At 60.5% G+C, this 20,600-nt stretch carries 19 protein-coding genes; 9 read left to right on the forward strand and 10 right to left on the reverse strand.

Annotation, left to right across the window (positions count from 1 at the left end; genetic code table 11):
- Positions 1-201: 201 nt before the first annotated feature.
- The 5 genes from AB7E19_RS08740 to AB7E19_RS08760 all read left to right on the forward strand — a co-directional run bounded on the left by AB7E19_RS08740 (position 202) and on the right by AB7E19_RS08760 (position 7,931).
- Positions 202-1,455, forward strand: a complete 1,254-nt coding sequence (locus AB7E19_RS08740) for an MgtC/SapB family protein (protein WP_109112177.1) — start codon at positions 202-204, stop codon at positions 1,453-1,455.
- 118 nt (positions 1,456-1,573) lie between these two features.
- On the forward strand, positions 1,574-2,164 hold the full coding sequence (locus AB7E19_RS08745) for a sugar O-acetyltransferase (protein WP_322131386.1): 591 nt from the start codon (positions 1,574-1,576) through the stop codon (positions 2,162-2,164).
- Entirely contained in the window at positions 2,161-2,502 is a 342-nt protein-coding gene (locus AB7E19_RS08750; protein WP_045522034.1) for a DUF1294 domain-containing protein, read from the forward strand. Before AB7E19_RS08745 ends, AB7E19_RS08750 begins: the two co-directional genes overlap by 4 nt.
- A gap of 656 nt (positions 2,503-3,158) precedes the next feature.
- The gene (locus tag AB7E19_RS08755; RefSeq protein ID WP_322131390.1) at positions 3,159-5,345 is read left to right on the forward strand and encodes an Ig-like domain-containing protein; all 2,187 of its coding nucleotides are present in this window, start codon (positions 3,159-3,161) and stop codon (positions 5,343-5,345) included.
- Between the two features lie 297 nt (positions 5,346-5,642).
- Positions 5,643-7,931 carry an Ig-like domain-containing protein gene (locus AB7E19_RS08760; protein ID WP_322131387.1) on the forward strand — a complete coding sequence of 763 codons (2,289 nt, stop codon included), beginning with the start codon at positions 5,643-5,645 and terminating at the stop codon, positions 7,929-7,931.
- Positions 7,932-8,324: 393 nt separating this feature from the next.
- On the opposite strand, the gene AB7E19_RS08765 is transcribed toward AB7E19_RS08760, so the two are convergent.
- Entirely contained in the window at positions 8,325-8,834 is a 510-nt protein-coding gene (locus AB7E19_RS08765; protein ID WP_322131388.1) for a GNAT family N-acetyltransferase, read from the reverse strand.
- 376 nt (positions 8,835-9,210) lie between these two features.
- On the opposite strand from AB7E19_RS08765, the gene AB7E19_RS08770 reads away from it, so the two are divergent.
- Together AB7E19_RS08770 and AB7E19_RS08775 are read left to right on the forward strand one after the other, a co-directional pair.
- Positions 9,211-9,423 (forward strand): hypothetical protein, encoded by a 213-nt coding sequence (locus AB7E19_RS08770; RefSeq protein ID WP_043154852.1) that lies wholly within the window; start codon positions 9,211-9,213, stop codon positions 9,421-9,423.
- 200 nt (positions 9,424-9,623) lie between these two features.
- Entirely contained in the window at positions 9,624-10,085 is a 462-nt protein-coding gene (locus AB7E19_RS08775) for a hypothetical protein (protein WP_223914991.1), read from the forward strand.
- 72 nt (positions 10,086-10,157) lie between these two features.
- On the opposite strand, the gene AB7E19_RS08780 is transcribed toward AB7E19_RS08775, so the two are convergent.
- From AB7E19_RS08780 to AB7E19_RS08795, 4 genes are all read right to left on the reverse strand, one after another.
- A complete protein-coding gene (locus AB7E19_RS08780; RefSeq protein WP_427934989.1) occupies positions 10,158-10,793 on the reverse strand; it encodes an FMN-binding negative transcriptional regulator in 636 nt (211 codons plus the stop codon).
- 235 nt (positions 10,794-11,028) lie between these two features.
- Positions 11,029-11,553 carry a DUF4865 family protein gene (locus AB7E19_RS08785; RefSeq protein WP_322131867.1) on the reverse strand — a complete coding sequence of 175 codons (525 nt, stop codon included), beginning with the start codon at positions 11,551-11,553 and terminating at the stop codon, positions 11,029-11,031.
- Complete coding sequence (locus tag AB7E19_RS08790) at positions 11,550-11,942, reverse strand: tautomerase family protein (protein WP_168967999.1); 393 nt, start codon at positions 11,940-11,942, stop codon at positions 11,550-11,552. The genes AB7E19_RS08785 and AB7E19_RS08790 overlap by 4 nt, the downstream gene beginning before the upstream one ends.
- Entirely contained in the window at positions 11,933-12,259 is a 327-nt protein-coding gene (locus tag AB7E19_RS08795) for a carboxymuconolactone decarboxylase family protein (protein WP_045522042.1), read from the reverse strand. Before AB7E19_RS08795 ends, AB7E19_RS08790 begins: the two co-directional genes overlap by 10 nt.
- 96 nt (positions 12,260-12,355) lie before the next feature.
- Here AB7E19_RS08795 and AB7E19_RS08800 point away from each other — a divergent pair, with 96 nt between their 5' ends.
- Positions 12,356-13,249: a LysR substrate-binding domain-containing protein gene (locus AB7E19_RS08800; protein WP_104452255.1), complete on the forward strand. Its 894-nt coding sequence runs from the start codon at positions 12,356-12,358 to the stop codon at positions 13,247-13,249.
- A gap of 107 nt (positions 13,250-13,356) precedes the next feature.
- On the opposite strand, the gene argH is transcribed toward AB7E19_RS08800, so the two are convergent.
- From argH to argC, 5 genes are all read right to left on the reverse strand, one after another.
- On the reverse strand, positions 13,357-14,742 hold the full coding sequence (gene argH / locus AB7E19_RS08805) for an argininosuccinate lyase (protein ID WP_322131868.1): 1,386 nt from the start codon (positions 14,740-14,742) through the stop codon (positions 13,357-13,359).
- A gap of 202 nt (positions 14,743-14,944) precedes the next feature.
- Positions 14,945-16,180, reverse strand: a complete 1,236-nt coding sequence (locus tag AB7E19_RS08810) for an argininosuccinate synthase (RefSeq protein WP_010675687.1) — start codon at positions 16,178-16,180, stop codon at positions 14,945-14,947.
- 56 nt (positions 16,181-16,236) lie between these two features.
- Complete coding sequence (locus tag AB7E19_RS08815; protein ID WP_010675688.1) at positions 16,237-17,154, reverse strand: ornithine carbamoyltransferase; 918 nt, start codon at positions 17,152-17,154, stop codon at positions 16,237-16,239.
- Positions 17,155-17,179: 25 nt separating this feature from the next.
- Positions 17,180-17,959, reverse strand: coding sequence for an acetylglutamate kinase (argB, locus tag AB7E19_RS08820; RefSeq protein WP_045522048.1), 780 nt, complete (start codon positions 17,957-17,959; stop codon positions 17,180-17,182).
- 23 nt (positions 17,960-17,982) lie between these two features.
- A complete protein-coding gene (gene argC / locus AB7E19_RS08825; RefSeq protein WP_010675690.1) occupies positions 17,983-18,990 on the reverse strand; it encodes an N-acetyl-gamma-glutamyl-phosphate reductase in 1,008 nt (335 codons plus the stop codon).
- Between the two features lie 261 nt (positions 18,991-19,251).
- Between argC and argE the strand changes: the two genes are divergently transcribed.
- Positions 19,252-20,397 (forward strand): acetylornithine deacetylase, encoded by a 1,146-nt coding sequence (argE, locus tag AB7E19_RS08830; RefSeq protein WP_039040568.1) that lies wholly within the window; start codon positions 19,252-19,254, stop codon positions 20,395-20,397.
- Positions 20,398-20,600 lie beyond the last annotated feature (203 nt).

Consider the following 20,600-nt stretch of genomic DNA (forward strand, 5'->3'; position numbering starts at 1 on the left):
GCTGAGTGTGAAGTGTGTGATCTTTGGTTCCGTTGGTCTGCAAACCGCAAGGTTTGACCTTTCCAGGCGCCCCCTCCAGGTGGCGCCTTTTTTTTGTTTGCAAGACCCCGGCAGGCGGGACACCCGCTCTGTGAGCCAGCTCCCCCTGCCCCGGGATGCCCTGTGCCATCCTCACTGAAACGGCAGCGGGAGGAGAAACCCATGTGGATAGAGGCCGAGCCCGTCTACGGCGCCCTGGTGTCCCTGGCCATCGGGCTCATCATCGGGCTGGAGCGGGGCTGGCAGGTGCGCCAGCTCGGAGACAACCAGCGCATCGCCGGGATGCGCACCTATGGCCTCATCGGTCTGCTCGGCGGGGTCTGCGCCCTGCTGCTGCCCACCCTGGGCGCCTGGCTGGCCCTGCTCGGTCTGCTGACCGTGGTGACGGGGTGCGGCCTCTCGGTCTGGCTGGCCCAGCGCTGGCAGGGGGAGTTCGGCCTCACCAGCTCGGTAGCCATGGTGCTCACCTACCTGCTGGGGCTGATGTCGGTGCTGCAGAGCCCGAGCGAGGCGGTGGCCTGCGCCGTGCTGGCGGCCCTCCTGATGGGGCTCAAGGGCAAGATCCAGCAGGGGATGCTGTTCTTGAGCGAAATGGAGTTTCACGCCACCCTGCGTTTTCTGCTTATCTCCCTGGTGCTGCTGCCGGTGCTCCCCGATACCGAGATGGGTCCCCTCAATGCCTTCAATCCCTTCAAGATCTGGCTCATGGTGGTGGTGATCGCCGGCATCTCGTTCTGTGGTCACTTCGCGGTGCGCCTGCTCGGCACCCGCTCCGGGCTGGTGCTCACCAGCATGCTGGCGGGGCTCGCCTCCTCCACCGCCCTCACCCTGCAATTTGCCCGCCTCAACAAGGAGCAGGGAGGGCTGGAGCGGCTGCTGGCCACCGGCATTCTGCTGGCGGGAGCCACCATGTGGCTCAGGCTACTGGCACTGGTGCTGATCATCCACGGAGAGCTGGCGCTGCGTCTGGCCGCCCCCCTGCTGCTGCTGGCAGCCATCGTCTACGGCTTTGCCTTCTGGTTCTGGCGCCAGCGGGAAGAGATGCCGGACGGCCCGGTACAGCCCGAAACCCGCAACCCGCTGGATCTCGCCACCGCCATCAAGTTCGGTCTGCTGCTCGCCCTCATCGGCTTCATGGCCACCCTGCTGCAAAGCAAGGTGGGCAACTCCGGGGTCTATCTGCTGTCGCTGGTCTCCGGCATCACGGACGTGGACGCCATCACCCTCTCCCTCTCCCAGCTCGCCCAGAAGGAGCTGGCCCTGGAGGTGGCGGCCAGGGGCATACTGCTCGCCGGGCTGGTCAACTCCCTGGTGAAAGGGGTGCTGGCACTGGTGATTGGCGGACGCAGCCTGGGGCGGCGGGTCTTGCTCCCCTACCTCGTCTCCATCCTGCTCATCCTGCCCCTTGTCCTGTGACGTGATGGCGTGATGGCGTGATGACAGGATGACGGGGATCACCTGACGGGCCCGGCACTCTGACACCCCCTCCCCTTGTCGCGTATACTGCCCCCTCTTGCAGCAGGAGGAGATGACCATGGCAAGCGACTGGGACAAGGTACTGGCGGGGGGCGCCCTGGACAGCCAGAGCGAGGAGATAGCGAACGACCGCATTCGCGGCCAGGCGCTGCTGAGCCGACTCAACGCCTCACCGGCGGGAGAGCACGCCCTGCGCCAGCAGATCTGCCGTGACCTCTTCGCCCACTGCCCCGACTCCTGCTGGATCAGCACCCCCTTCACCTGCGAATTCGGCCGCAACATCCACATCGGCGAGAAGACCTTCTTCAACTTCAACGTCACCATACTCGACGTGGGCGAGGTGCACATCGGCAACCATGTGCTGCTGGCCCCCAACGTGCAGATCTACACCGCCACCCACACCATGGACTATCTGGAGCGACGCAACTGGACCGCCTACAACAAGCCGGTGCGGATAGGCGATGACTGCTGGATTGGCGGCGGAGCCATCATCTGCCCAGGCGTCACCATAGGGCCGCGCTCCATCATAGGGGCTGGCGCCGTGGTGACCCGGGACATCCCGGCGGACTCCCTGGCGGTGGGCAATCCGGCCCGGGTGATCCGCACGTTAAGCCCGGACGAGACCCGGGATCCGGCGTGCCTATCATGATGGTGCTGGCCCTGCTGCCCCTGGGCTGGGCAGGCTGGCTCGGGGTGCGGGACGCCAACTGGTGGCCGCTAGCCCTGATCCTGCTGATGAGCCTGCTGACCCTGGCTGCCTACGCCTGGGACAAGCGCCAGGCCATTCGTGGCGGCTGGCGCGTGCCCGAGGCCCGCCTGCACCTGCTTGAGCTGTGCGGCGGCTGGCCCGGCGCCCTGGTCGCCCGCCAGTGGCTGCGCCACAAGACCCAGAAAGGGAGCTACCGCCTGCGGTTCTGGGCCATCGTCTGGGGGCAGTTGCTGCTGCTCGGGATCTGGCTCGGCTGGCCGATCTGGCAGGGGATCTGAGCCGACGCGCTGACAATGCCCCTGTCAGCCCAGTTACCCACGGGTCAGACAGGGGGGCTGCACAAGCCCCCTTCCATGACAGGCAATGCAAGCAAGATGAATCGGGATCTGCATGACATGCCAGGAAAGGCCCCGCGCCCATCCCCCCGCACACCATGCCAATCGAATACGGCACCTCGTACGACGCCCATCCATATGGAGGGCACAAAGCATGAATAGCCGATTGAAAATGACTCCCATAAAATTGTATCAAAACATGTCTGAGGGGAATTTAGCAAGATCCATTCAGAGCTGGTTCATCAAAACCAGTTAAATAAAAAAGCACTTTGAATGCATCGCACAATATAATTTGTTACAGGATATTTCAGACGAAAATACAAATAATTCCATTCAGAATTAATTCATACTGAAAACCAGTGCAAAGGAATAACAAAAGTACATTTTTTATAATGCTGGTCACGATTAATATCGTGGGTTATTATTCGATCACATTATAGAGTTACCAAACACAGCCGCCTTAAAGATCGTCTCACATACTTTTTCGTTGGCACGTTGCCACATCCTTGCATAGCTGTAACTCGCCCCCTGTTTATGATTGCCCAAGCCCTCAAGCTTGCTCCAAAAATATAAACCTAGAGGACCTTGCTATGACAAAGATGTTACGGTCATATGTCGCCCTATTCTTCTCATTTTTATTACTGGGTTGTAATGGTAATAACAATGACTCATCTACTGTAATACCGCCAGATATCTCTATATCCGGATTGCAGATCACCCCCGCCGTTTCCTCCCTGCCGGTTGGCTTGAGTGAACCACTCAAAGGGGAAGTCATTCTGTCCGATGGCCAGGTGCTGGATGTCACTGCTGATGATGCCGTGAGCTGGCGTTCCAGCGACCCGGCCGTTGCCACCATCAGCAGCAGTGGCACCGACAAAGGCAGGGTGACCGGCGTGTCCGCAGGAACCGTCACCATCACCGCTTCCGGTGAGGCCAATGGCCAATCCTTCAGCGCGACTGCCGAGGTGACCATTACCCATGCCGTCGTGACCCAGCTACAGATCACCCCCGCCGTTTCTTCTCTGCCCGTAGGCTTGAGTGAACAGCTCACAGGGGAGGCCATTCTGTCCGATGGTCAGATGCTGGATGTCACGACTGACGACGCCGTGAGCTGGCGCTCCAGCGACCCGGCCGTTGCCACCGTCAGCAGCAGTGGCGCCGACAAAGGCAGGGTGACCGGCGTGTCCGCAGGAACCGTCACCATTACCGCCTCCGGTGAGGCCAATGGCCAATCCTTCAGCGCGACTGCCGAGGTGACCATTACCCATGCCGTCGTGACCCAGCTACAGATCACCCCCGCCGTTTCTTCTCTGCCCGTGGGTTTGAGTGAACAGCTCACAGGGGAAGCCCTTCTGTCCGATAGCCAGGTGCTGGATGTCACCGCTGACGACGTGGTGAGCTGGCACTCCAGCGACCCGACCGTCGCCACCATCAGCAGCAGTGGCGCCGACAAAGGCAGGGTGACCGGCGTGTCCCCAGGGACTGTCACCATCACAGCTTCCGGTGAGGCCAATGGACAGCACTTCAGCGCCACCGCCGAGGTGACCATCACCCATGCTGTCGTGACCCAGGTACAGATCAGCCCCGCCGTCTCCAGCCTGCCGGCAGGATGGAGTGAACGGCTCACAGGGAAAGTCACTCTGTCCAATGGTCAGGTGCTGGATGTCACCGCTGACGACGCCGTGAGCTGGCACTCCAGCGATCCTGCCATCGCCACTATCCGCAGCAGTGGTCCCGACAAAGGCATGGTGACCGGCGTGTCCCCAGGGACTGTCACCATTACCGCCTCCGGTGAGGCCAATGGCCAGCCCTTTAGCGCGACGGCCGAGGTGACCATTACCAATCTCGTCGTGACCCAGGTACAGATCACCCCCGCCGTTTCCTCCTTGCAGGTTGGCTTGAGTAAACAGCTCAAAGGGGAAGCCCTGCTGTACGATGGTCATCAGTCGATGCTGCTGCTGGATGTCACGGCTGACGATGCCGTGAGCTGGAGCTCCAGCAACCCGCTCGTTGCCATCATCGTCAACAGTGGTCCCAACAAAGGCCTGGTGGTCGGCATGTCCGCAGGGGCTGTGACCATCACCGCCTCCGGTGAGGCCAACGGTCAGCACTTCAGCGCCACCGCCGAGGTGACCATCACCAACCTCGACGTGACTCAGGTACAAATCACCCCCGAGTTTTCCTCCCTGCCGGCTGGCTTGAGTGAACAGCTCAAAGGGGAAGTCATGCTCTCCAATGGCAAGGAACTCGATGTGACTGCGGATAACGCCGTGAGCTGGAGTTCCAGCGACCCAACCGTTGCCACCGTCAGTAGCAGTGGCACCGACAAAGGCAAGGTGACCGGCGTGTCCGCTGGAACCGTCACCATCACCGCCTCCGGTGAGGCCAATGGCCAATCCTTCAGTGCGACTGCCGAGGTGGAGGTTAAGCCCCCCCTGGCGTTTTTCACTACTCCTGACACGATTGGACGTAACTGGAACGATGCCGATGCCTATTGCAAAGGGCTGAACCCAGCGGCTCGCCTGCCAAGCAAACTCGAACTCGAAAACCTGTTTATTCAGAGCTCATCTGTAACGGAACTCGGTCAGTTCAGTGATGACATGTGTGATGTTCACGGGTGGCCCCTGCTCGGCCGATGTGGCGGTAGTACGAACCTCTACTGGGCCAACGATAAGGGCTGGTTTCTAGGCCCCTGGCGCACCTACATGAACAACGGTACCTCCATCAGCCAGGCGGCCGACGATACCGTCCGCCACCACGTGGCCTGTGTTCGTGAGGATATTTAGCTTTTGTTGCTGGCGCGCAAGCGCCAGCTATATCCGTGCGCTAGGGCATCTGCAACACAACACCGTCCTGCGCCCCAGTAAGTAAACGTCTAGACAGTGAATAGATTACTGGCGGCCACCATCCGCCAACCAACACCAGGCAATTAATGCTGCTCTGATTGAAATCAGATGTTGTGAATGGGCATATAAACACCCCCATCAAAAACATGATTTCCAGCCTGACTGTCACGACGCACATAAATTCATGCGAGCCCTTCAAGGCTTGCGCCAGAAATATAAACCTGGAGGACTTTACCTATGACAAAGATATTACGGTCATATGTCGCCCTGCTTTTTTCATTTTTATTATTGGGTTGTAGTGGTGGCTCAGAGGACACCACCCCCGAGACCTCGCCATCGTTAGAACGGATCCATATTGTTGCCAGCCCGGTCAGCACTCGAGGAAGCAGTTCACTCATCCTGGCAAAAGGTAATACCCAGCCCTTTATGGCAACGGGTCATTACGGCGATGGTTCGGTCAAGGATCTGACGAGTGAGACAAGCTGGCATTCCAGTGACAACCGGATCGCCACCATGTCCTCACCCGGTGCGCTCACCGCGAGAGACGCGGGGACGACCACCATCACGGCCAGCCACGATGGCATCATCAGCAACACAATCCAAATCACCGTCACCGACGCCGTTCTCACCGCCATCCAGGTCACGCCGCCAAGCGTCTCGCTGGCCAAGGACCAGACCCGGCAACTGACCGCCACCGCCACCTACAGCGACAACACCACGGTGGATATCAGCAGCAGCGTCGCCTGGTTGCCGGTCGACATCACCACGGCAACCGTCTCCACCACCGGCCTCCTGACCGGCAGGGTAGCGGGCACCACGGAAGTGACTGCCAGCCAGAACGGCATCACCAGCAACACAGTCCAGGTCACCGTCACCGATGCCGTCCTCACCGCCATCCAGGTCACGCCGCCAAGCGTGTCGGTCGGAAAAGGCCAGACCCAGCAGCTGACCGCCACCGCCACCTACAGCGATAACACCACGGCCAATGTGACCGGCAGTGTCGCCTGGCTGTCGGATGACATGACCACAGCCACCGTCTCCACCACCGGCCTCCTGACCGGGATGGCACAGGGCACCACGGAAGTGACCGCCAGCCAGAACGGCATCACCAGCAACACAGTCCAGGTCACCGTCACCGATGCCGTCCTCACCGCCATCGAGATCACGCCGCCAAGCGTGTCGGTCGGAAAAGGCCAGACCCAGCAGCTGACCGCCACCGCCACCTACAGCGATAACACCACGACCAATGTGACCGGCAGTGTCGTCTGGTTGTCGGATGACACCGCCACGGCCACCATAACCACCAACGGCCTGCTGACCGGTGTGGAGCAAGGCACCGCGGAAGTGACTGCCAGCCTGGATGGCATGACCAGCAACGCAGTCCAGGTCACCGTCACCGATGCCGTCCTCACCGCCATCGCGATCACGCCGCCAAGCGTGTCGGTCGGCAAAGGCCAGACCCAGCAGCTGACCGCCACCGCCACCTACAGCGACAACACCACGGCGGATGTGACCGGCAGCGTCGCCTGGCTGTCGGATGATACCGCCACGGCCACCATCACCACCAACGGCCTGCTGACCGGTGTGGAGCAAGGTACTGCGGAAGTGACTGCCAGCCTGGATGGCGTGACCAGCAACGCAGTCCAGGTCACCGTCACCGATGCCGTCCTCACCGCCATCGACATCACGCCGCCAAGCGTGTCGGTCGGCAAAGGCCAGACCCAGCAGCTGACCGCCACCGCCACCTACAGCGACAGCACCACGGCCAATGTGACCGGCAGCGTCGCCTGGCTGTCCGATGACGCCGCTACGGCCACCGTGATCAGCGGCCTGCTGACCGGTGTGGAAGAGGGCACCACAGAGATCAGTGCCAGCCTGGATGGCGTGACCAGTGACAGGGTGACGGTCAATGTCGTCGTCACCCCTCTTTTCGGGGAGTTTGAAGATATTTCCGTCAATGACTTCACGTTTGCGGTCGATGCCGGGTTCCCGACCACAGGGTTTGATGGGGCGGAATTTGTCCTGAATACACCCAGTGCGCCGAGTGATTACACTTGGAGCAGTGATGCCCCATGGGTCTCTGTGGATAGCAGTGGAACTGTGAGCTTTATATCTCAGGGTGATGCTGCACCAGTGACGATTACTGCAACCCCCGAATCGGGTGGGGAACCTCTGGCCTATACCTTCGCAGTAACCCATTGGTTCCGCAGCGATAGCAATAATGTATGGGTAACGACGAGTGGTGCTCGTTCGTGGTGCTACGAGCTGCAACCCAGATTTACATGGTCAATTCCAGATACTTACTTATTGAATATACTTCCCAGTTCCCGAGGAACAGTAGGCATGCTCTGGTCAGAATGGGGTAATATGAGAAAATATAGTAATTCCACCTTCGCTAATGGAAATATCCCTTACTGGGCATTCAAGCCTGGTACCACTCAAAGCTTTTACACTGTCTCGTTGGGGAATGGTTCAATAGGTTCACCAAGTGGAGATAATTTGGCCGTATGTGTCCTAAAGTTGTAGCTTTTCAATTCAAGCGTCTAACGGCACGTTATTAGTAAGATATCCGATGAATGACCATCGTATAGCGTGATGGATTGCGAATAGTTTATAAATACAAGTGCCACGTACAATCTGGCATGATCTCACTGGGTGCAGAAGGACATCAGCAACATAATAATGTCCTTGCGCACCCAGTCCATAAATACCTAAATAGAGAATGAATCGCTAACGACTCCATTTGTTAACCATTAACAGGTTGTTGAATCGGTGTTTTTAACACGTATGTTCTGTCCAAATTTTAAATATCAATCCCCATCAAAAAATGGTTTTTCATTTTTCCTGCCTTGCTGTCATGACGGCCAGGGAAATATCCATCAAAACACCTCTCACTCAGCCCTGTATGGCAACAGGTCATCATAACAATGGTTCGGTCAAGGCGCTGACCGGTGAAGCAGGGGGGCATGCCGGTGACATGCCGTCATCCTGCATATCCCACTCATATTCAACATAGGAGTCGCCCGCAACCTTACCTCCTGTCGTTACGAACGTCTGTCGTGCTGCTTTACACCCCGTGTCGGTACCGGCCCAAACCAGTCTGACGCCATCGCTCTTGCAACAGGCAATCAAGGCATTCACCAACCCTTTTCCTATACCATGCCCTCTTTTTTCACCCATCACTTCAATATCATAAAGATACACCAGGCTACCCCCGGTTCTCACGTCGGGAAAACGGTACGCACTGAGCAGCCCGGCAGGCTCATCGTCATGCAAGGCAACCAACAGATAACAGCGATCATCGGAAATAGCGGTTGCAATATTGTCCAGAGAGGCTTTTACTGCCCCCTCATCTGTATCAACAAGCAGTATGGATAACGCCTTGAACCAGATATGTTCATCACCGCTTTCTAGCCTTCTAATTTCCATATAATAACCTCGCAATGATGCCTGCCCTGATACGTATCATCGATATCAGGTGACAAGCGCTTATTAAAAGAAGAACCCATCGATAACATATTTAATAATATTTATGGGTGATCAACCGCAAATTTCTGCGAGCATTTTTCCATTTTTCCTCACGGCAAAACACCAACTTCATCGCCAGCACATTCAATTTCCGATCACGGCATAATGACGACGGAACCATCACATTCAGGCATTATCGTTGACAGGCTTTGACTTACTCCGGCAATACGGCGCAGACAGGAGATGACCGGGCGGGCATTGCCGCCCAAGGTCGGGTATGAGACAACGACAGCACGGGAGACAGATCCTCTCGTTCAAATATTGAAAGGAGTCATTCATGACCATGTGGACAGGTATCGTCCTGATCGTCTTTATCAGCGTGTCGTTCAGCTATCTCACCAAGCGCGCCCGCTACCAGATGGGGGATGCCCGCATTACCGACCGTCTTGGCAAGCAGGACATGATCATCAAGGAGTTGCAGGAGCGCATCGCCAATCTGGAGGCCATCGTCATCGAGGAGGAGAAACGCCGCCCGTTCAAGGATCTCTGATCCGGCAAGCCGGGTGGCAAGCCAACCAGCCCCCGGGCTGCAAGGGTTTGCCGCCGCCCCCGTTCGCACCCGCTCGCCCTCTGCCTGGCAAAAACGAAATTCACAGCAGGATCAATCCCCTGCCATTTTTCGGCTGAATGCTCGCCAAGCTGGCCCGTTCCCTGCTCCGTCATGACATCAGTCGTACGGAGAGTGACATCATGATCGCCATCGGCACCCTGCTTCCCCTCGCCTCCCTTGCCATCAAGCTCGGCAGCAAGCTGCTGGGCGACGGCACGCCGCCCGCCCAGACCGAGCCTGCCGTGCAGGAAGAGCACCTTGCCCCCACGGTGCAGAGCCTGTTCCAGCGCCTTGGCATCCAGGAGGCTGACAGCGAGCAGAACCGCCCTGCCATCAACCACTTCATGGGGGCGCTGATGCAGACCCTGGGCCAGGAATCCTCGGGCCAGCCCCTGCCCCAGGCCATCGATGCCGCCCGCACCCAGTTGGCAGACGGCACCCAGAGCACCCGCCTCGACGCGCTGCAGAGCGAGCTCGACACCCTCAAGGGCTCCCTGGGCAACAGCGACCTCAACCTCGATCAGCTGCTCTATGCCTTCAAGCAAACCCTGCCCCAGGGCCCGGGGGAAGGCGTAGGCAAGCTGCTCAATGCCAGCGCGTGAGCGGGAGTGGAACCATGAAAAACGGCAACCTGGCGGTTACCGTTTTTGTCGGGCGGCTCCCTGGGTGCCACGCTAGGACTGTGAAGGAGGCGGGCTCAGCATGGCGCCGGCCAGTGCGGTCTGCCCGCGCTCCTGCAGGGCATTGGCCGCTCCCAGGCGATCCGCTGTCTCCTTGTTCTGACCCAGCTTGAACTTGCCGACCAGCCGCTCAATCTCGATCTCTATGCCCACCACGGCCTGCACCATGGTCTCGAGATAGTCTCTCGGTGCATCCGCCATCTTCCAGGGAATGGACTCTCCCGCCTCGTGGGTACGGGTCAGGGTCGCGAGCAAGCGACGCACGAAGCGGGCATCGTCGCGGATCTGGATGCGACCGTGAGCATGCACCACGCAGTAGTTCCATGTCGGCACCTGCTGATGATGCTCATGCTTGCCCGGATACCAGTTGGGGGAGATGTAGCCGTCGGCGGCGCGGAAGATCACCAGCACTTCATCGCCGTCTTTCACCTCCTGCCAAAGCGGGTTGTTGCGGGCCACATGGGCCCGCAGCACACCGTGGGCCCCCTGCTCCCCATCGAACTCGAACGGCAGGTGGTTGGCATCCAACCCCCCTTCACCACAGGTGATCAGGGCCCCCAGAGGGTGCGCCTGCATCAGCTGGTGCAGCGCCTCGGGATCGGTAACGGCGAAATGGGGTGGCAGGTACATGGGAACTCCTTGATCCGGTTGACGCGTCCATACGCACTGCAGCGGGATCATGCCCTGCCCGGCACGGGCCGTCACCCTGAATGTGCCCCACTGAGCCAGTTCATTGCAGCGGGTGAACACAATTCCACATTATCATCCACAAGCGAGACACAACACCCTATGTTCACGATGCAAATATCACTTTCACAGCCCAAGTGAATGGGAAAATAACCTCAATGACAAAGATAATTCCGCTTTACACCCCTCCCCCCTTCGCCAGATAGCCAATACGGTAGATCTCGCCCCCGCCAGGCAAGGGCGATGAGAAGGACGGGAGCAAATCCGCCTCCAGCCATTCCCATCGGGTGAGATCCCAGCCGCTCACCATGGCCTCGCCGTGCAGGTCGGCCAGCTGGTCGTGGAAAGCGACCTTGGTGCGCCGCAGCCTGGCCATGCAAGCCCCGTCGAGGGAGGCCGGATCCGGCGACCGTAGCAGATGCCAGGTCTCGATGCGGGGCCAACCGAAATGCCGGGTGAGCGCCGCGAATCCCTCGCTTGCCAGGAATCGGTGCATCGCCTCGGCGCTGCACCACACATAGAAGGGGGCATAGCGGTTCTCCTGCCCCGGCAGGGCCCCATCGTCCTGACGGCTGTAGAGATAGGCCTTGAACAACAGACCGGGAAAGCCGTCCAGTCTGGCGCCATTGCTGGCGATCCGCTGCTCGATCAGCGCCATGTCGTAGTCTGCGGGCAGGGTGAATCGGTAGTGCATGGCGATCATGAGGCCACCTCCTGTCTGAACATCCGGCCCTGGCCGAAACTCCACGCCTCGGTATCGGTCTGCTGGATCACCACCATGAGGTTGTCGGGATGGATCCCAAGCTCGGCCTCAAGGCGCTCGGCGAGACGTGCATAAAGCCGCTCCCTGGTCGCGGTGCTGCGCACCTTGCCCGCCAGGATCTGGAAGAGGATGAAACCTTGGTCCCGGCGGCCGGTCTGGTAATGGGGGTCATAGATGAGCGCACTGGCAGGCAAGATCTCGAGGATCTGGAATTTATCCTTCGGCGGCACCTCGAACACCTCCACCAGGGTCTGGTGGTAGAGGGCGCTGAGTTGCTGCAGGTGTGCGTCGCTCATCCCCTCGCACAGGGTGATGCGGGTCAGCGGCATGGGGTCACCTCCTCGCGGGGGGGCAGATAGCCCACGGCCGTCACTGCGGCGGGCAAACCGGCGTAGAAGGCAAGATGGGTGAACAGCTCTTCCAGCTCATCCCGGGACAGGCCGTTTTGCCGGGCGAATGCAATATGCCAGGGCAGTTGTTGCACCCGGCCCAGTGACGCCAGGATGGCCAGGGTGATCAGGCTGCGCTCGCGTGCCGAGAGGGTGGGGCGCTGCCAGATATCGCCAAACAGCGTCTCTTCCGCCAGTCGGGCGAGTCGGGGGGCAAGCTGCGCCAGGGCGGCGCGATCGGGAACATCAGGTGTCATGGCAATCTCCTTGGTAGATGAAGCCACTCTCCCTCACTGCTACAATTTAAAAAATCGAAATATTCAAGACCAATCATCCCGATTATAAGGATAGTTATGTCACCCCTTCCCCCCAGCCTGGATCTCGATGCCCTGCGCAGCTATGTGCTGGGGCTGGAGTGCGGCAGCTTTGCGCTGGCGGCGCAGCGGCTGTGCCGCTCCACCTCGGCGGTCAGCGCCCAGTTGAAAAAACTCGAACAGCAGTGCGGCACCGATCTGGTCATGAAGCAGGGACGTCACCTGGTGCCGACAGCCAGCGGTGAGCGCCTGCTGGGCTACGCCAAGCGGCTGCTGGCGCTCAATGACGAAGCCGTGCTCGCCCTCAAAGGGGAACTGCTGCAAGGGGAGATCCGGCTCGGGGTGCAGGAGGACTTCGGTGAATCTTTGCTCCCCGCCGTGCTGGGACCCCTCTGTCGCCAGCACCCGGCCCTGCGCATGACGACCCGCATCGATCGCAACGGGGCCCTGGTGCAGGGGATCAGGGAAGGCACCCTCGACATGGCTCTCGCCTGGCAGCCACAGGGAGAGCGGGAGGATCTTTCCCTCATCGAGGTGGTGCAACTGGCCTGGATTGCCCACCCCGAGTGGGACCCCGCCCCTTTGCTCGCGCGCGGGGAGCCCCTGCCCCTGGTGCTCTTCGATGCCCCCTGCCTGATGCGGGCACGGGCCATCCGCGCCCTCGACGATGCAGGGATCCCCTGGCGGATCGCCTTCACCAGCCAGAGCCTGGGCGGGATCTGGGCCGCCGTACAGGCCGGGCTCGGGATCACGGTGCGTTCCGCCATCGGCATGCCGGCCAGTCTCGCCACCCTCGGCGGCGTGCTGCCCTCACCGGGCACCCTGGGGGTGGTGCTACTCGCCGCCAGCCATGAAACCGACGAGGCCAGGAGCCAGTTGCAACGACTGCTCACGGACGCCGTACATCATGCCAGCGCCGGACACAGGGGCTGAACAGCGCCTGGTCAACGCGCCCCACGGCGCCTAGGCGTACCCATAAAAAAAACGGCAACCCTGAGGTTGCCGTTCTGCCTTCTAATTCCCATGGCAAGCCGGTTGGCTTAACCCGCCCGCTTGCTCAGCCAGGCTTCGGCGGCGGTGAGGGCTGCCTCTATCTGCTCGCGAGCGACGCCTCCCTTGGCAACCCGCTTGGCCAGAGTCGCTTCCAGCTCCAGGTTCGGGTAAACATCCTCCCCCACCACGGGGCTGAAGCGCTGGAACTCGGGGAGGGAGAGTTCTTCCAAGGGCTTTTTCACCTGGATCGCATAGACCACGGTCTCGCCGACGATATGGTGCGCCTCACGGAACGGGATGCCCTTGGCCACCAGATAGTCCGCCAGCTCGGTGGCGTTGGCATAGCCGCCCTGGGCCGCCGCCTTGGTCCGCTCGCCATTGACCTTCAGATCGATCAGCACCAGCGCCGCCATATCGAGGCAGTCGTGCCAGGTGTCGAGGGCATCGAACAGCCCCTCTTTGTCTTCCTGCATGTCCTTGTTGTAGGCCAGCGGCAACGCCTTGAGGCTCATCAACATACCCATCTGGGCGCCAACCACCCGGCCGGTCTTGCCACGAATGAGCTCCAGCGCGTCCGGGTTCTTCTTCTGGGGCATCAGGGACGAGCCGGAGGTGACGGCGTCAGACAGCTCGACAAAGCCCGCCTCGCCGGTGTTGTAGAAGATGAGGTCTTCGGCAAAGCGCGACAGGTGGGTCATGGAGAGGGACGCCACGTGCATCAGCTCCACCACGTGATCCCGATCGGAGACCGAATCCAGACTGTTGCGGGTGGCACCGGCAAAGCCCATGTCGAGCGCCAAGGCTTCGCGGTCGATGGCATAGGCGGTGCCCGCCAGCGCACCGCAGCCGAGGGGGCTGGTGTCGAGGCGCTTGAGGGCATCCTGCAGGCGGGAGTAATCCCGCTCCAGCATCTCCACATAGGCCAGGGCCCAGTGGGCGTAAGTGACCGGCTGGGCACGCTGCAGGTGGGTGTAACCCGGCAGTACCGCGGCCTGGTTGGCACGGGCGGAGGCCACCAGCCCCTGTTGCAGGGCGGTGATGGAGCCGAGCAGCAGCTCGCCCTGTGCCTTGCACCAGAGTTTGAGGTCAGTGGCGACCTGATCGTTGCGCGAGCGACCGGTGTGCAGCTTCTTGCCAAGGGCGCCGACGGCGTCGATGAGCTGGCTCTCGACCCAGGAGTGGATGTCTTCGGCGTCCGAGTTCAGGATCTGCTGGGGATCCTGCTGCACGGAGGCGAGCAGTACCTCCATCGCCTGCTGCAACTTGGCCTGTTCACCCTCGGTCAACACCCCCACCTTGACCAGCGCTTTGGCCCAGGCCATGGAGCCTTGAATATCCTGCTCCGCCAGACGGTAGTCGAACCGCAGCGAATCGTTGAACTGCTTGAACCGGCTATCGGCTCCCTGACTGAAGCGTCCACCCCAAAGTGCCATACTGCTCTCCTTGAATGCGTTGTCGACGGCGCCTTGCGCCGTCGAACTTGAAATCTTGCCCTGTTTTTCTGCGAGCCTGTTATCTCACAGAAGCGACCAGGGCGCAGCCGCTCTTGTCACACCCGATGATGACGGCAAAGGGCCTCTCTGCCTGTAAAAGAGGGGGCCATGCCCCCTCGTATCAACGGGTGATAGCGCTTGCTTAGCCGTGGGTATGGTCGCCACCGATGGCTTGATGCTGCTCTTTCATGGCGCGGATCCGGCTCGCCAGGGTGTAGAGACGGATGAAGCCTTCGGCATGGCTCTGGTCGTACACTTCGTCGGCACCGAAGGTGGCGAAGTCTTCGGAGTAGAGGCTGTTCGGCGACTTCTTCTGCACCGCGGTGACCTGACCCTTGTACATCTTCAGCACCACTTCACCGTCGAGCTCCTCGGCGATGGCGTTGGCGGAGGCGACAATGGCCTTGCACAGCGGGGTGAACCAGCGACCGTCATACACCAGGTGGGAGAACTCGGCACCCAGCTTTTCCCGCCAGGCGCGGGTCGGTCTGTCCAGTACCAGCTCTTCCACGGCGCGCAGTGCGGCAACCATCACGGTACCACCCGGGGTCTCGTAGCAGCCACGGGACTTCATGCCCACCATCCGGTTCTCGGTGATGTCGATCCGGCCCACACCGTGCTTGCCGGCACGCTCGTTCAGGGTGGTCAGGATCTGGTGCGGGCTGAGCGGCTGATCGTCAACGGCGACCACTTCGCCCTTAGCCACGGTCAGCTTGACGTATTCCGGCTCGTTCGGGGCATCCTCTGCAGAGACGGTCCACTGCCAGACGGCTTCGGACGGCTCGTTCCAGGTGCTCTCCAGCTCGCCACCCTCGGTGGAGATGTGCCAGGCGTTGGCGTCGCGGCTGTAGATCTTCTTCAGGGTCGCCTTGCAGGGGATGTTGCGGGCTTCCAGATAGGCCAGCAGATCTTCCCGGGAGCGCATGTCCCACAACCGCCAGGGGGCGATCACTTTCAGTTGGGGAGCCAGGGCTGCTACCGCACCTTCGAACCGCACCTGGTCGTTGCCCTTGCCGGTGCAACCGTGGGAGATGGCATCAGCCCCTTCCGCCAGGGCAGCCTCGACCATCGCCTTGGCGATCACCGGACGGGCCATGGAGGTACCCAGCAGGTAGGTGCCTTCATAGACGGCGCCGGTCTTCAGGGTCGGGTAGACATACTCTTTGACGAACTCTTCCCGCAGATCCTTGACGATGCACTTGACCGCGCCGGAGGCGATGGCCTTCTGCTCGATCCCTTCCAGATCGTCACGCTCCTGGCCCACGTCGGCGACGAAGGCGATGATTTCAGCGTCATAGTGCTCCTTCAGCCAGGGAATGATGGCCGAGGTATCCAGTCCGCCCGAGTAAGCCAGTACGATCTTGTTGATTCCGCTCATTTACTTCTCTCCGTGATGATTCGATAAAAAGGGGTGATTCCGGGTCGGTTGCCGGATTACTTCTGGCCCTGTCCGAACAGGGTCAGCAGCACGGCGTTCTGGATATGCATCCGGTTTTCTGCCTCATCCATGATGAGGGAGGCTGGGCCGTCCATGACCTCCGAGGTGATCTCCAGCTCCCGGTGGGCCGGCTGGCAGTGCAGCACATGCTGGATGCCGGTCCGATCGAGCAGGGCCTGGTTGATCTGATAAGGCATGAAGATATCTTTTACCTGCTCCATTGGTGTGTTGTCACCCATGGAAACCCAGGTATCGGTATAAACCACGTCAAAGCCTTCGATATCCGCGACATCATCGCTGATATGTATGGTCGCGCCAGATTGAGCTGCCAGCGCCTGAGCCTGCAGGAAGATCTGGGTATCCGGGCCATGACCTTTCGGGCAGACCAGGGTCACGTCGGTGCCGAGGGTCGCCCCCAGCAGCAGCAGGGAGTGGCTCACGTTGTTGCCATCGCCGAGATAGGCCAGCTTCACCTTGGACAGATCGCTGTAGTGCTCGCTGATGGTCATGAAATCCGCCAGCCCCTGGCAGGGGTGGTAGAGGTTGCACAGGCTGTTCACCACCGGCACCGAGCCGAACTCGGCCAGCTCGACCAGGGTCTGGTGATCGAACACCCGGGCGACGATGGCGTCACACCAGCGGGACAGGTTGCTGGCGAAATCCTTCACCGACTCCCGCTTGCCGAGCGCGCCGTTCTGCTGATCCAGATAGACGCTGTGACCACCCAGTTTGGCGATGCCGATGTCGAAGGTGACCCGGGTACGCAGGGAGGGCTTCTCGAACAGGGTGACCACGCTCTTGCCCGCCAGGGCCTGGCTGTATTTCTTCGGATCGGCCTTGACCGCTTTACCAAGCGCCAGCAGCGCCTCGATCTGGGCCTTGCTTAAATCACTGTCTTTCAGAAGATGTTGCATCGGATTGTCCTTTTCCCGGTGGAGATCAGAGGGTGACCTGGGTGCCGACCGCGCCGCCAGCCAGCAGCTTGAGCAGCTGATCCGGGTAGCGCCAGCTGGCGACACAGACCGGCTTGCCCAGGGTTTCTGCGGCGTGCAGGGCGGCTTTCACCTTGACGGCCATGCCGTCCGTGATAACGCCCTTCTCCATCAGGTCCAGCGCGCTCTGCTTGTCCAGTTGCGGCACCAGCTTGCCCTTGCCATCCAGAATGCCGCTCACATCCGACAGCATCACCAGATCGGCGCCCAGCGCTTCGGCGATGGCGGTGGCCGCCTGATCCGCATTGACGTTCATCATCTGTCCGTCGGCGGTGATGCCGATGGAGCTCACCACCGGCAGGAAGCCCTGCCCCAGGATGCCGGCCACCAGCGCCGGGTTGCCCGGTTTGCAGTCACCGACCGCACCGAGATCCGGATCGAGCTGGGTCACCTGGCACAGACCGCCGTCGGCGAGGCACAGACCCACAGCAGGAATGCTGGTGGAGATGGCCTTGGCCATCATCATCTTGTTGGCGGTCCCGGCCAGGGCGCCGGCAATCACGGGGATCTGCTCGAACGGGGTCACCCGCAGGCCGTTCTTCTTGGTGGAGGTCATGCCCAGCCCCTTGAGCAGGTCGTCCACCAGGCAGCCACCACCGTGCACCAGCACCAGAGGACGGTGCTGATCATCCAGGAAGGTCTTCAGGGTGGCGAACAGGGCGGTCAGGGCCTCGTCGTTCTCGATCAGGGCACCACCCAACTTGATTACCAGCGTCTGCTTGTCCATCTTCTCGGTCCTTTCTTAAAGCGTTAAATCAGGCCGGTGGCCGGTTCAAAACCAAACTTGATATTTATGCACTGCATGGCTTGCGAGGCGGCCCCCTTGAGCAGGTTGTCGATGGCAGAAACCACCACCAGCATGTTGCCCTGCTGCTGCCAGGCGATGTCGCAGTAGGGCGTGCTCGCCACGCCGCGGATGGAGGGCATCTGGCCGGTGAGGCGTACCAGCGGCTTGCCTTCGTAGGCTTTGAGGTAGGCCTGATCCACCTGGGTCGGCGTCACCCCTTCCGCCAGTTGCACATAGATGGTGGCCAGGATGCCCCGCACATAGTTGCCGAGGTGGGGCTGGAACAGCACCTCCTTGCCGAGGTGGTGGCTGATCTCCGGCTGGTGCCTGTGATTGAAGGTGCCGTAGGGATTGAGGCTCACTTCGCAGAAACTGGTGTTGATGGCGGCCTTGCGACCGGCCCCGGAGACGCCGGAAACCGCATTGATGATGGGCTGCCATCCCTGAGCAATCAGCCCGGCCTGTTGCAGCGGCTTGAGGGCGCACAGGGAGGCGGTCGGGTAGCATCCCGGCACGGCAATCAGCTGGGCGGCCTTGACGGCATCGGCATTCCACTCGGCCAGACCGTAGGCGGCCTGCTCCAGCCACTGCTCATTCTCGTGGGTGAAGCCGTAGAAGGAGGAGTAGAACTGCTGATCGTTGACCCGGAAGGCACCGGAGAGATCGAACACCGGCAACCCCTTGGCCAGGAACTTGGGCGCGAGTTCCGCACTCACCTCGTGAGCAGTGGCCAGCACCACCAGATCGGCCTGGGTCAGGATCCGGGTCATGCCGTCTTCGTCCAGGGGCAGCAGCGGCTGATCCAGCTTGCCCACCCACTGGGGATGCAGGGAAGAGAAGCGCTTGTGGGCGTCCTGGCTGCCGGCGGAAACATAGAGGCCGAACAGCTCGAGTTGTGGATGGTTCTGGACCAGAGCGGCCAGTTCGGCCCCCGCGTAGCCACTGGCACCGACGATAACGGTCTTAAGCATGTTTGAGTATTCCAAGTCTGGGTTCGAAATTCACAGCATGGTGCTGCGGTGCAAGGGGTCAGCTATCGCCCCTTTGATGCAACGAGTGCGGAGGGGCAATTCAGGCGGATATGCGTCGTCGGTTACAGATCAGGTGACAGAACATTAACTTTCCCTTACAACTAGAGGCCTTGTCGATGAGCACTTGAACAGAATATTCATGCACTCACTTTGCATTTGTATTTTCTAACAGAAACACTCCGGGGACGCAAGGAGGAGCTGATGGCCAAACTGGATTTTTTTTCACTTTATAAGAATATTATTGCGATTCCCTCTATCAGCAGCACGGATACTCGCTGGGATCAGAGCAACGAGGCGGTGATCCGGCTGCTGGCCGACTGGTTCGGCCAGCTTGGATTCCAGTGCGAGGTCACGGCCCTGCCGGATCTGCCGGGCAAGTTCAACCTGGTGGCAACCTATGGTCAGGGAGAAGGGGGGCTGCTGCTCGCAGGTCACACGGATACGGTTCCCTTCGATGAAGGAGCCTGGACAAAGGATCCCTTCAAGGTGACCGAAGAGGGCAACCGCCTGTACGGGCTCGGCACCATCGACATGAAGGGCTTCTTCGCCTTTATCGTGGAAGCGCTCAAGGAAGTCGACCTCAAGACCCTGAGCAAGCCGCTGCGCATCCTGGCCACCGCCGATGAAGAGACCACCATGGCCGGGGCCCGCGCCATCGCCGCCGCAGCCGAACTCAAACCCGACTACGCGGTGATCGGCGAACCCACCGGGCTGGTGCCCGTGGTGGCCCACAAGGGCCACATGTCGGAAGCCATTCGCATCACAGGCCGAAGCGGCCACAGTTCGGATCCCGCCAACGGCGTCAATGCCATGGAGATCATGCACAAGGCCATGGGTCAGGTGCTCAGGCTCCAGCAGGATCTGAAGGAGAAGTACGCGGATCACCGCTTCGCCGTGCCCCAGCCCACCCTGAACCTCGGCTACATCCAGGGGGGCGACAGCCCGAACCGCATCTGCGGCTGCTGCGAGCTGCACATCGACATGCGCCCCACCCCGCAGGTGGGCCCCGACGAGCTGATGGGCATGTTGAAAGAGGCGCTCTCCCCCATCGAGATCCACCAGCCCGGCTGCCTGCACCTGCAGCACCTGCACGAACCCATTCCGGCCTATGCCTGCCAGGATGACTCCGAGCTGGTGCGGGAGGCGGAAAAGGCGAGCGGCCGGGCCGCCGAGTCCGTGAACTATTGCACCGAAGCCCCCTTTATCCAGCAGCTGGGTTGCGAGACCATAGTGATGGGCCCAGGCCATATCACCCAGGCCCACCAGCCCGATGAATACCTGGATCTGTCGTTCGTCAAACCGACCACGGCGGTGCTGCAGCACCTGATCCGGCGCTTCTGCGTCTAGCCAAACAGGGATGTAAGTAAGTTACATGACAGGCGCCTTGGGACAGGTGAGGGAAATACATGTTCTGAATCGGCTTGTTATTTGACCTTGCGCAGACAATCTGGGTAGATTGTCCCCCTAAGATGACGGAGCATATGTTGTAATCGCACAACAATAAGTGAGGTCGCCTCCCGCCTGGAAGGTCAGGAGGCACCAACAAAATA

The organism is Aeromonas sp., assembly GCF_050252055.1.
Taxonomy (GTDB): Bacteria; Pseudomonadota; Gammaproteobacteria; order Enterobacterales; family Aeromonadaceae; genus Aeromonas; species Aeromonas caviae.

Excerpts from the sequence above, each read along its gene's own strand:
- AB7E19_RS08750 (WP_045522034.1), top strand. The coding sequence starts at position 2,161 with ATGATGGTGCTGGCCCTGCTGCCCCTGGGCTGGGCAGGCTGGCTCGGG.
- AB7E19_RS08815 (WP_010675688.1), bottom strand. The coding sequence starts at position 17,154 with ATGCAACATCTTCTGAAAGACAGTGATTTAAGCAAGGCCCAGATCGAG.
- argB (WP_045522048.1), bottom strand. The coding sequence starts at position 17,959 with ATGGACAAGCAGACGCTGGTAATCAAGTTGGGTGGTGCCCTGATCGAG.
- argE (WP_039040568.1), top strand. The coding sequence starts at position 19,252 with ATGGCCAAACTGGATTTTTTTTCACTTTATAAGAATATTATTGCGATT.
- AB7E19_RS08795 (WP_045522042.1), bottom strand. The coding sequence starts at position 12,259 with ATGACACCTGATGTTCCCGATCGCGCCGCCCTGGCGCAGCTTGCCCCC.
- AB7E19_RS08785 (WP_322131867.1), bottom strand. The coding sequence starts at position 11,553 with ATGATCGCCATGCACTACCGATTCACCCTGCCCGCAGACTACGACATG.
- AB7E19_RS08800 (WP_104452255.1), top strand. The coding sequence starts at position 12,356 with ATGTCACCCCTTCCCCCCAGCCTGGATCTCGATGCCCTGCGCAGCTAT.
- AB7E19_RS08765 (WP_322131388.1), bottom strand. The coding sequence starts at position 8,834 with ATGGAAATTAGAAGGCTAGAAAGCGGTGATGAACATATCTGGTTCAAG.
- AB7E19_RS08770 (WP_043154852.1), top strand. The coding sequence starts at position 9,211 with ATGACCATGTGGACAGGTATCGTCCTGATCGTCTTTATCAGCGTGTCG.
- AB7E19_RS08775 (WP_223914991.1), top strand. The coding sequence starts at position 9,624 with ATGATCGCCATCGGCACCCTGCTTCCCCTCGCCTCCCTTGCCATCAAG.
- AB7E19_RS08740 (WP_109112177.1), top strand. The coding sequence starts at position 202 with ATGTGGATAGAGGCCGAGCCCGTCTACGGCGCCCTGGTGTCCCTGGCC.
- AB7E19_RS08755 (WP_322131390.1), top strand. The coding sequence starts at position 3,159 with ATGTTACGGTCATATGTCGCCCTATTCTTCTCATTTTTATTACTGGGT.
- argC (WP_010675690.1), bottom strand. The coding sequence starts at position 18,990 with ATGCTTAAGACCGTTATCGTCGGTGCCAGTGGCTACGCGGGGGCCGAA.
- AB7E19_RS08790 (WP_168967999.1), bottom strand. The coding sequence starts at position 11,942 with ATGCCGCTGACCCGCATCACCCTGTGCGAGGGGATGAGCGACGCACAC.
- argH (WP_322131868.1), bottom strand. The coding sequence starts at position 14,742 with ATGGCACTTTGGGGTGGACGCTTCAGTCAGGGAGCCGATAGCCGGTTC.
- AB7E19_RS08810 (WP_010675687.1), bottom strand. The coding sequence starts at position 16,180 with ATGAGCGGAATCAACAAGATCGTACTGGCTTACTCGGGCGGACTGGAT.
- AB7E19_RS08780 (WP_427934989.1), bottom strand. The coding sequence starts at position 10,793 with ATGTACCTGCCACCCCATTTCGCCGTTACCGATCCCGAGGCGCTGCAC.
- AB7E19_RS08760 (WP_322131387.1), top strand. The coding sequence starts at position 5,643 with ATGACAAAGATATTACGGTCATATGTCGCCCTGCTTTTTTCATTTTTA.
- AB7E19_RS08745 (WP_322131386.1), top strand. The coding sequence starts at position 1,574 with ATGGCAAGCGACTGGGACAAGGTACTGGCGGGGGGCGCCCTGGACAGC.